The 9,583-nt window shown below is 64.7% G+C and carries 11 protein-coding genes; 2 read left to right on the top strand and 9 right to left on the bottom strand.

All coding sequences use genetic code 11. The features are described from left to right. From EOA36_RS17340 to EOA36_RS17325, 4 genes are all read right to left on the bottom strand, one after another. Window positions 1-388, bottom strand: a 388-nt coding sequence (locus tag EOA36_RS17340; RefSeq protein WP_145969198.1) for a YafY family protein, incomplete at its 3' end; no start/stop codon positions are given. 72 nt (window positions 389-460) lie between these two features. Further along, complete coding sequence (locus EOA36_RS17335; protein WP_127278673.1) at window positions 461-868, bottom strand: hypothetical protein; 408 nt, start codon at window positions 866-868, stop codon at window positions 461-463. A gap of 65 nt (window positions 869-933) precedes the next feature. Continuing rightward, complete coding sequence (locus EOA36_RS17330) at window positions 934-1,524, bottom strand: DJ-1/PfpI family protein (RefSeq protein ID WP_127278672.1); 591 nt, start codon at window positions 1,522-1,524, stop codon at window positions 934-936. A gap of 81 nt (window positions 1,525-1,605) precedes the next feature. Next, complete coding sequence (locus EOA36_RS17325; RefSeq protein ID WP_015315361.1) at window positions 1,606-1,773, bottom strand: hypothetical protein; 168 nt, start codon at window positions 1,771-1,773, stop codon at window positions 1,606-1,608. A gap of 263 nt (window positions 1,774-2,036) precedes the next feature. Here EOA36_RS17325 and EOA36_RS17320 point away from each other — a divergent pair, with 263 nt between their 5' ends. Continuing rightward, on the top strand, window positions 2,037-2,990 hold the full coding sequence (locus EOA36_RS17320) for a ring-cleaving dioxygenase (protein ID WP_127278671.1): 954 nt from the start codon (window positions 2,037-2,039) through the stop codon (window positions 2,988-2,990). Between the two features lie 99 nt (window positions 2,991-3,089). Then, the gene (locus EOA36_RS17315; RefSeq protein WP_189521867.1) at window positions 3,090-3,269 is read left to right on the top strand and encodes a hypothetical protein; all 180 of its coding nucleotides are present in this window, start codon (window positions 3,090-3,092) and stop codon (window positions 3,267-3,269) included. 27 nt (window positions 3,270-3,296) lie between these two features. On the opposite strand, the gene EOA36_RS17310 is transcribed toward EOA36_RS17315, so the two are convergent. The 5 genes from EOA36_RS17310 to EOA36_RS17290 form a co-directional block, all read right to left on the bottom strand. Continuing rightward, on the bottom strand, window positions 3,297-4,010 hold the full coding sequence (locus EOA36_RS17310; protein WP_127278670.1) for an SGNH/GDSL hydrolase family protein: 714 nt from the start codon (window positions 4,008-4,010) through the stop codon (window positions 3,297-3,299). A gap of 137 nt (window positions 4,011-4,147) precedes the next feature. Further along, complete coding sequence (locus EOA36_RS17305; RefSeq protein WP_127278669.1) at window positions 4,148-4,885, bottom strand: thioredoxin family protein; 738 nt, start codon at window positions 4,883-4,885, stop codon at window positions 4,148-4,150. A gap of 178 nt (window positions 4,886-5,063) precedes the next feature. Then, window positions 5,064-6,089 carry a class I fructose-bisphosphate aldolase gene (locus EOA36_RS17300; protein ID WP_127278668.1) on the bottom strand — a complete coding sequence of 342 codons (1,026 nt, stop codon included), beginning with the start codon at window positions 6,087-6,089 and terminating at the stop codon, window positions 5,064-5,066. Between the two features lie 148 nt (window positions 6,090-6,237). After that, window positions 6,238-7,434: a phosphoglycerate kinase gene (locus EOA36_RS17295; RefSeq protein ID WP_127278667.1), complete on the bottom strand. Its 1,197-nt coding sequence runs from the start codon at window positions 7,432-7,434 to the stop codon at window positions 6,238-6,240. 159 nt (window positions 7,435-7,593) lie between these two features. Further along, window positions 7,594-9,474, bottom strand: coding sequence for a potassium/proton antiporter (locus EOA36_RS17290; RefSeq protein WP_127278666.1), 1,881 nt, complete (start codon window positions 9,472-9,474; stop codon window positions 7,594-7,596). Window positions 9,475-9,583 lie beyond the last annotated feature (109 nt).

The raw sequence follows: 9,583 nt of genomic DNA, 5'->3' as shown, positions 1-9,583 counted from the left end.
TGACCACCCACATCGGCGTGTGGATCTCGGTGCGGGCGATGCGATCCTTTTCGGCATCGGGCAGTACGGCACCGATCTTGACCAGCGCCTCGTCGGCGGCGCGCGCCATGGCAGCGCCGCCAAAGGCGCGCACCATGCGGGCGCCGGCAACCAGCGCCACGATCTCGTCACGCGTGAACATCAGCGGCGGAAGGTCGAAACCCTCCCTCATCATGTAGCCAACGCCAGCCTCGCCGTCGATCGGCACCCCAGTCGACTGCAGGTCGGCTATGTCGCGATAGATGGTTCGCTCGGAAACCTCGAGCCATGTGCCGAGCTTCTGTGCGGTGACCAGGCGGCCGCCACGCAGATGCTGCACGATCTGAAAGAGCCTGTCGGCGCGGCGCATCGTTTGCTTCCCCAGTGTCTTTCCCATGCATGCCGTGGCTCCCGGACCGGGTCCACTTCCACATGACATGCATTACGGTTTCAGCCCTTCGCGCTTACGCTGCGCGGCAACGAATTCCGCGCCGAAGGACAGTTTCCTCGTTGTCGGCGTCCTCGAATCAAGCACGCGCCAGAAGGGAGCGATGTCGCGGAGCGTCATGCCGCGCTCGAAATCCTCCTTAGCTGCCTCGGCGACCGTGCGCAGATGATAGCCTATGGTGACCGGGCATGTCACTTCGGCGCCGTGCTCAATGGCGAGCGCGGTGCGCAACGCGCGAACGTCCATCTCGACACCTTCAGGAATCGAGCGGATGAAATCATGGACCTGGCGCGCGGTTGGCACCAGCATGGGCTGGCCCTCGACGACGTCTCCCATCGTGCGCGGCGTTGGTTTCACGCCGTTGATGCCAGGCGTGTTCAGCCTGTCGTTCCAGCTTTTCATCGATCGTCCTCTCGGCCGGCCATGCGCATCAGTCACCATCGCACGCGCCTCCTGACAGCATACTGTCAGGAGGCTTCAGCATACTCCTTGGCGAACAGCGTCCGCATCTGCGCGAGATCGCTGCCTTTTTCGGGATAGAGCGTCCGCAGAAAGGCGAGAGCGAAGGTGCCGGGCGCCGAGCCCGGCGCGGAGACGATCCTGCCGTCGGCCACGGCGTGCGGCACGTCCTGATAATTGCCGTCGCCGGCATAGCCGGCTTCGTGGCGGTTGATCCAGTCACGGCCATTGCTGGTATGCCTGGCCTTCTCGAACATGCCGGCTCGGGCCAGCGCCAGCGTCCCGGCGCAAATGCCGCCAACGACACCGCCGCGCGCCGCGACGGCCGTCAGCAGTTCGGAAGCATCCGGCGGCGCCTTGCCCGCCCACTGGTCGGAACCGATGACGGCCACGGCATCGAGATCGATATTGTCATCGGCGTCCGCCGAACGGTCCGGTGTCAGGCGAAAACCGCTGATTCCGGTCACCGGCTTGCCTCCCGGCGTCAGCGACACGGCGCGAGCGCCGAACCACTCGACCGCCGAGGCCGCCAGCAACCCATATTCCCAGTCAGCAAAGCCCTCGATGAAAAGGAAGCCGATTGTCTTGTTCTCGGGCATGAGCTCGCTCCATCCCTCGCGCCGGACCTGATATCTGGGTGCTGACGTGTCAGCCTCCAACCGCTGGCTTGAAAATTCTGCTCAATTGCCGTGATGGCGACGCTCGGCATACATGTCGGGCCAGCCGATATCCTTGCGAATGTCGGCGGGCAGCGCGTTCATGAACCGCTGCGTGCGGATCTCGTTGCGCATCGTGCGGATCTTGCCGACATAGTGCTGCATGCCACGCAGAATGGTAAAACCGTTCATGACCAATCTCCTCTCTCTAACTGGAGGCAGTATCGCATACCCCTCCTGACAGCAGTCTGTCAGGAGGATGGCAGGTCGTATCGCGACAGTTCCGTTCTCGTCATGGCAGGTCCTGCGGGTGCGGGTCGTTCACCAAGATCAGCCAATCTGGCCGTATTGTTCATCGCCTGGCGACAAACTGTCGGGACAGGCGGCCTTAAGCGGGACGACCGGAGTTCTGATATGAAAGGAGAAAATTCTTCCCCAAAAACAGGGAGACGACCATGAGCATGCAACTGACAGGAATTCACCATCTGACCGCCATCACCGCCAATGCGCCCGGCAATCTGCACTTTTACACAAAGGTGCTGGGCCTGCGGCTCGTCAAGAAAACGGTGAACCAGGACGATACCTCGGCTTACCATCTCTTTTATGCCGACGGCGAGGCAACACCGGGTACGGACCTGACCTTCTTCGACTGGCCGGTCGGCCGCGAACGGCGTGGCACGCACAGCATCGCGCGGACCAGCCTCAGGGTCGGCAGCCAGGAGAGCCTTGCCTGGTGGAAGCAGCACCTTGCCAGCGAAGGTATCGTGACAGGAGAGATCGCTGATATCGGTGGCTACAAGTCGCTGGATTTCGAAGACCCCGAAGGCCAGCGCCTGCGGCTCGTCAGCGATGACGGAAAGGGCGGCAGCCATCCCTGGGCGCAAAGCACGGTGCCGGCCGGACATCAGATCCGCGGGCTCGGGCCAATCGTCATCAGTGTTCCCGATATCACCAACACCGAGGCGGTGCTGACCAGGGTGATGAACATGCGCAAGGTACGCGACTATGCCTCGCCGGACGGCGAGGGCCAGGTCCGCGTCTTCGAAATGGGCGCGGGCGGGCCGGCGGCGGAGCTTCATGTCGCCGTGCAGCCCGGGCTGGCGCCCGCAAGGCAAGGCGCCGGTGCGGTTCACCACGTCGCCTTCAGGGCGCCCGACCAGGAGACGCTCCATCAATGGACGGCGCGTCTTGCCGAATTCCGTTTGCCGTCGAGCGGCGAGGTCGAGCGTTACTACTTCCGCTCGCTCTATTTCCGTGAGTCGAACGGCATCCTGTTCGAGATCGCCACCGACGGGCCGGGGTTCACCGCCGACGAGCCGCTGGAAACGCTCGGCGAAAGCCTTGCCCTGCCGCCGTTCCTGGAGGCAAAACGCGCTTCGATCGAGGCTGGCCTCAAGCCGCTGAAGTAGATCGTTGCGCGGTTAGGTGCGGGCGCCGCGTTCCGGTTCTGGATCGCGGCGTCTTTCTTTCCCGGAGACCGAGCGAAACCGCTTTGACAGGTGACGGCGTTGCTGGTCAAAGGCGGCATGACGAAACTCCTCGCCCTTGTCATCGTCGGGTTCATGGTGATCCAGCTCATCAAGCCGCTCGGTTGGCCCGGGCTCAGGCGACGCGGCGATTTCTGGAAATTGGCGCTTCTTGCCATGGCGGCGATTTCGCTGGCGGCCGTGCTCGGGCATTTGACCTAAGCTGTCGCGCCGCCTGGCCATAGATATTCAGTCGCCAAGCACAGGGCCGACGAGATGTTCCGCCCAGGCCCGGTAGCCGGCCTCCGAGGCATGGAACCCGTCGGAGGCAAAACCGGCTTCAGGGTTGGTGATCGGCAGGCGCGGCGCTGGCACCGCGCCGCGTTCCAGGCAGAGGCGTTCGCCCATCCGGTTCATCGCGGTGGCGCGGACCTCGAGGATCTTGCCGAGCAGCGACGGCATGGCCGGCGCGCGCGTGAACTCCAGCACCGGCGACCATACCACGCGCGCCTCCGGCCATTTGGCGCGCAGCGCGTAGAGCAGGCCGCCGAACTCCTTCTTGAAGCGCGGCACGGAATGAAAATTCTTGGTGTCGTTGGTGCCGATGGCGAGCATGATATGCGTCCACGGATCGGCCGACAAATTGGGCAGGACATGGTCGCGGATCTGGCCAGATGTCGCCGAATTGAAGCCGGCGGCACGCCAGCGCACAGCGCTGCCCGTGCGCTGCGCAATCAGCACGGCGAGCTGCGCGGCAAGGCCGTTTTCGGAATTGCCGATGCCGACCGACGCGGCGGAGGAATCGCCCAGGACCAGCAGCGACATCACCGGGGCCTGGCCCGAGATCTCGTGCATGACCGGGCCTTGCGCCGGCAGCATGCGCGAGGTGCGGCGGCGCACGCCCAACCCCTGCCAGACATAGACCGGGAAGGCGAGCCAGGTGAGGATGGTCGGGAAACGCATGGCAATACCGTGAAATGACGAGGCAGCCTTAGCGCATGTTTTGATCGGCGTGAACGGATCCCGCCTCATCGACCCATGCCCTTTGTTTTGGCGCAATTCCGGACGGGAAACCGTTTCACGCTTTTTCTGAAATTGCCCTAGGGGCAAGCGTCGTCCTGCCGCGACCTGTTTCCATAGTCGTCGTGCAACCGCACCCAGTCCATCGAAGTGCCATAGGGGCCGGTCTCGCCACGGCCTTTCGGCGCCATGTCGAGATATTGATAGGCGCCGATGAACTGCTCGCTGCCACGGGCGCGCGACATGAAGGTCAGGAAGATGTCACCGGCTTCCTCCCTGTAGAAGACAGTGGTGCCAGGCAGGTCCTTCGACGTCGATACCGGTGTCTCGAAATTATAGACGGCTTCGCCGGAGGCGATCTGCCTGTCGGTGAAGGAGACCTGCATGTCGAAGTTGAAATCCGAGGCATAGGAGGACACCCAGTCGAATTTCCATCCCATGCGCTGCTTGTAAGGCAGCAGCTCGGCGAGCGGCGCGCGCGCGATCACGACAAGCGACACGTCATGATGCCTGAGATGCTGGTTGGCGCCGTCGATGTGATCGGCGACGAAGGCACAGCTCTCGCAGTGATGCGTCGAGCCCGGCGCGAACACGAAGTGGTAGACGATCAGCTGGCTGCGGCCGGCGAAGAGATCGGCCAGTTTCTTTGGTCCGTGTTCCGTCTCGAAGACATAATCCTTCCGCACCTTCAGCCAGGGTAGCTGCCGCCGCTCGGCCGCAACGCGTTCGCGTAACCGCGTCAGTTCCTTCTCGCGGTTTAGATGTGCCTTGTGGGCCTCGAACCAGTCTTCGCGCGAAACGACCTTGTTGCGATGCATGAACTTCTCCCTGTCTGCACCCCAAGGACGTACGGGATGGGCGCGAGCCGACATCGCCGCTGCCAGGAATGCCCAGAGGAAATAAGAATGCGAATGCCTGGCCCCAAGGCCGGCGCGCCAAAACAAAAAACCCGGGCACGTCGGCCCGGGTTTGAAGGGAAGGGATAGCAGGGGGTCTTCAGGCAGCCTGTTCCAGGCTCGCCTTCCATTTGCCGAGTGCGGCCAGATGGTTCATATGGGCGCGGTGGGTGAAGGCGGCCTGGCCGGCGGCGATGTTGGACGCCTTGCCGCTCCAGGCCTTCTGCGGCGCCGCCTGCAGCGCGCGGCCGTAGGAGAAGGTCAGCTTCCACGGGTGCGGACCGATGGCGTTGATGGCGTTGAGGTTGGCGGTCGCCTCCTCGTCCTCCTGGCCGCCGGAGAGGAAGGCGATGCCCGGTACCGCCGCCGGCACCGTCTCGCGGAACAGCTTTATGGTCTTTTCGGCGACTTGCTCGGGACTGTCCACGATGCCCGACTTCTTGCCCGACAGGACCATGTTCGGCTTCAGGATCGTGCCTTCAAGCACGACGCGGGCCGCGTGGAGTTCGTCGTAGAGCCTTGTCAGCGTCGCCTTGGAAACCTCGTAACAGGTGCCGATGTCGTGGGCGCCGTCCATCAGCACTTCAGGCTCGACGATCGGCACGATGCCGGCTTCCTGGCAAAGGGCGGCATAGCGGGCGAGCGCATGGGTGTTCGCGCCGATCGAGGTGGCCGAGGGGACGCCCCTGGCGGTGTCGATGTCGATCACCGCACGCCATTTGGCGAAGCGGGCGCCGAGCTTGTAATAGTCGGCAAGCCGTTCGCGCAGGCCGTCGAGGCCTTCGGTGACGGTGTCGCCGGGAAAGCCGGCCAGCGGCTTGGCGCCGGCATCGACCTTGATGCCGGGAATGGCGCCTGATGCCTTGATGATGTCGACCAGAGGCGTGCCGTCGGCGGCCTTCTGGCGGATGGTCTCGTCATAGAGGATGACGCCGGAAATGTACTTGGTCATCGCGTCCCTGGAGCGGAACATCATCTCGCGGTAGTCGCGGCGGCTGTCGGCGGTCGATTCGACGCCGATGACGTCGAAGCGCTTCTTGATGGTGCCGGAGCTTTCATCGGCGGCCAAGAGGCCCTTGCCGTTGGCCACGATCGCGGCGGCAATGTCTTCGAGACGTTCGCTCATCATGCTTCTCCTGAACCGGTTGATCTGCGCCTAGCAGAACACTACCGCCAAAGGAATGACGCCGGAAAGCTCGAATCGATTGAAAGTCGCCGGCGCCGCCGCCGGCTCCCTTCGAGTTGATCGAATTGCCGGGGAGCCGCCGAACGCTTCAGCGCTTCAGCACGTCGACGCCGGGCAACGGCTTGCCTTCCATCCACTCCAGGAAGGCGCCGCCGGCGGTCGAGACATAGGTGAAGTCGTCGGCGACACCGGCATGGTTGAGCGCCGCCACCGTATCGCCGCCGCCGGCGACCGAAACCAGCTTGCCGGCCTTTGTGCGCGCGGCCGCATGCTTGGCCGCCGCCACCGTGGCGTAATCGAACGGCTCGATCTCAAAGGCGCCGAGCGGGCCGTTCCACACCAGCGTCGCGGCGCGGTCGATCCACTCTCCGATCGTCGTCACGGTCTTGGCGCCGACGTCGAGGATCATTCCATCGGCTGGCACGTCGGAGATGGCGACGGTCTCGCAGGCGGCGCCCGCCTTGAATTCCTTGGCGACGACACCGTCGACCGGCAGGATGATGGCGCAGCCGGCTTCGGCGGCCTCGATCATGATCCGCTTGGCGGTCGGGGCCAGGTCATGCTCGCAAAGCGACTTGCCGACATCGGTGCCGCGCGCGGCGAGGAAGGTGTTGGCCATGCCGCCCCCGATAACCAGCGCGTCGACCTTCTTCACCAGGTTCATCAACAGGTCGATCTTGGTCGAGACCTTGGCGCCACCGACGATGGCGACGACCGGACGCACCGGATTGCCCAAGCCCTTCTCCAGCGCCTCAAGTTCGGCCTGCATGGTGCGGCCGGCAAAGGATGGCAGCAGGCGCGCCAGCCCTTCCGTCGAGGCGTGCGCCCGGTGGGCCGCCGAAAAGGCGTCGTTGACGAAGATGTCGCCATTGGCGGCGAGCCGTTCGGCAAAGGCGGGATCGTTCTTCTCCTCGGCCTTGTAGAAGCGGGTGTTTTCGAGCAGCAGCACGTCGCCCTTGTCCATGGCGGCGACAGCGCTGCCCGCCGTGTCGCCGACGCAATCGGAGGCGAAGCCGACGGGGCGGCCGAGCACCTGCGCGGTGGCCCTGGCGATCGGCTCCAGCGAGAATTCGGCCGAGGGGCCATCCTTGGGCCGGCCGAAATGGGCGAGCAGGATGACCTTGGCACCCTTGCCGGACAATTCGGCGATGGTCGGCGCGATGCGCTCGATGCGGGTGGCGTCGGTGACCTTGCCGTCGGCGACGGGAACGTTGAGGTCGACGCGCACCAGCACGCGCTTGCCGCTTATGTTGCCGATGTCGTCCAGTGTCTTGAAGGCAGCCATGCCGGTCCCTTTCGTCTGAAAATCGCCGGGACCATACCCCGCATCGGCGGCGATGCAAGGCTTAGGCCGAGGTCGGATGCGAAATTTTGAGACCGGCGCGGACATAGTCCGTGAATACCACTCCGGCGTATGTGGGGGCGGTGCAAACGGTCGCCCGAGTCAGCGTTCGACCGATGCCTTCTCGACCGGCGGCTCAGGGGTGTCATCCGCTTGTGCCGCCACCTGCGCCTCGGCCGGCTTGCGCCAGTTGCGGATAAAGGCGCTCAGACGGTCGCCCATCTCGCCGGCGCTGAGGAAGACCGGCACGCGCGCAACCGGCGCGGTCGGCTCGAAGGAGAGGCCCAGACCCGTGATCCTGCCCTTGTCGTCGACATCCCTGACGATCAGTTCGATCGGGCCGAGCAGCACGCGGTCGGCATATTCGGCATGGCCGCCGAGCCGCGCCGTGACCAGCGCGCCGACGGTCTGTTTCTGCTCGGCCTCGGTGAGACCGGGCGCATAGGCGGCTTCCAGTTCGGCTGCGGAACGCGCCGGATCGACGGCGAAGGCACCGAAGAAATCGGCATCCTCCGGGTCGACCACGGCGCGGCTGGCAAACAGCTTGTCGAGCAGGCGCGGATAGCGGTCGGGCACGAAGATGTAGACCTGATCGCCGGCGGCGAGCCGGCCCATGTCCTGGAAACGCATCGAACGGCCGTCACGCAGCACCAGCGAGGGCCGGGCCCAGCGCGGGATGCGCTCGCCGCGCGCCACCGGGCTGCCCGGCGCCACGCGATAGGCAAGGAGCTCGTGATGCGCGGAGCCAGGCAGTTCCAGTTCGACCTTGTCCAGCGGTCCGAGCCGCGCCGGCACGATCAGACCGAGGCGACGCGCCAGCGGGCCGACCGTCCAGCCCTGGATGACCAGCGACACCAGAACGATGATGAAGGCGGCGTTGAAGATGCTGCGGCCGTTCTCCAGCCCGCCGAGCAGCGGTGTGATGGCGAGCAGGATCGAGACGGCGCCGCGCAGGCCGACCCAGGAGACGAAGGCGACTTCGGGACGCGGCAGGCGGAATGGGATCAGGCAGAGCCACACGGCGACAGGTCTGGCAATGAACATCAGGAACAGGCCAAGCGCTATCGCAGGCACCATGATCGCCGGAAATTGCGAAGGCGTGGCGAACAGGCCGAGGATGAGAAACATGATGATCTGCGCCAGCCACGACATGCCGTCCTGGAAGCGCTTCAGGATGGTGACGGCGCGGATGTCGGAATTGCCTGCGATGAGCCCGGCGATATAGACCGCCAGGAAGCCCGAGCCGCCAATCGCGCCGGCGGCCGCGAAGACCATCAGCGACAGGGTCAGCACGAAGATCGGCAGCAGGCCATGGTCGAGGTTGAGCCGATCGACCAGGCGTACGATGGCGAGGCCGCCAAGCACGCCGACGATGGCGCCGAGGCCCATGTTGACGAGGAAGCCGAGGATCAGGTTGGTGACCAGGACATTGGCTTCGGGATTGGCGTGGGCGGCGATGATCTCGACCAGCGTGATGGTCAGGAAGATGGCGATCGGATCGTTGGTGCCCGATTCCACCTCGAGCGTGGAGCGCACGCGCTCGCGCAGATTGATCTCGCCGGCGCGCAGCAGGAAGAACACGGCCGCCGCGTCGGTCGAGGCGACGGCGGCACCGAGCAGGAAGGATTCCAGCCAGCTGAGATCGAGCAGATAGTAGGCGGCGGCGCCGAACAGGCCGGTGGTGAGAAGCACGCCGAAGGTCGCCAGCGACAGGGCCGGTCCTGCCGCCTGCCGCAATGCGTTGAGCGGCGTGCCGAAACCGGAATCGAACAGAATGACGGCGAGCGCCAGTGAGCCGGCAAAATAGGCGATACGGGCGTTGTCGAACTGGATGCCGAGGCCGTCGGTTCCGGTGGCGAGCCCGATGCACAGAAACAGGAGCAGGAGGGGGGCGCCGAAGCGGAAGGCGATCAGGCTCGAAAACGCGGCGGCGACAACAAGTGCCGTGCCGACCAGCGTAACGAGATAGATCGCATGCTCCATCCGTGATTTGCCCCTCGAATTCCTCTGCTTGCTGGCTTTACGGGAGAGTGGGGCGAAGGCGTGACCAGTGCAAGGCGGGAGGGTGGTTTTTTGCCCCGCGCCGCCGATT

Origin of the sequence: Mesorhizobium sp. M8A.F.Ca.ET.021.01.1.1, assembly GCF_003998025.1 — a bacterium.
Lineage (GTDB): Bacteria > Pseudomonadota > Alphaproteobacteria > Rhizobiales > Rhizobiaceae > Mesorhizobium.
The sequence above is the reverse complement of the archived record's forward strand: the minus strand, read 5'-3'. Positions and strand labels throughout refer to the sequence as shown.

Coding starts and splice junctions, on each gene's coding strand:
- EOA36_RS17335 (WP_127278673.1), bottom strand. CDS start 868: ATGAAAAGCTGGAACGACAGGCTGAACACGCCTGGCATCAACGGCGTG.
- EOA36_RS17305 (WP_127278669.1), bottom strand. CDS start 4,885: ATGCATCGCAACAAGGTCGTTTCGCGCGAAGACTGGTTCGAGGCCCAC.
- EOA36_RS17310 (WP_127278670.1), bottom strand. CDS start 4,010: ATGCGTTTCCCGACCATCCTCACCTGGCTCGCCTTCCCGGTCTATGTC.
- EOA36_RS17290 (WP_127278666.1), bottom strand. CDS start 9,474: ATGGAGCATGCGATCTATCTCGTTACGCTGGTCGGCACGGCACTTGTT.
- EOA36_RS17330 (WP_127278672.1), bottom strand. CDS start 1,524: ATGCCCGAGAACAAGACAATCGGCTTCCTTTTCATCGAGGGCTTTGCT.
- EOA36_RS17295 (WP_127278667.1), bottom strand. CDS start 7,434: ATGGCTGCCTTCAAGACACTGGACGACATCGGCAACATAAGCGGCAAG.
- EOA36_RS17300 (WP_127278668.1), bottom strand. CDS start 6,089: ATGAGCGAACGTCTCGAAGACATTGCCGCCGCGATCGTGGCCAACGGC.
- EOA36_RS17325 (WP_015315361.1), bottom strand. CDS start 1,773: ATGAACGGTTTTACCATTCTGCGTGGCATGCAGCACTATGTCGGCAAG.
- EOA36_RS17320 (WP_127278671.1), top strand. CDS start 2,037: ATGAGCATGCAACTGACAGGAATTCACCATCTGACCGCCATCACCGCC.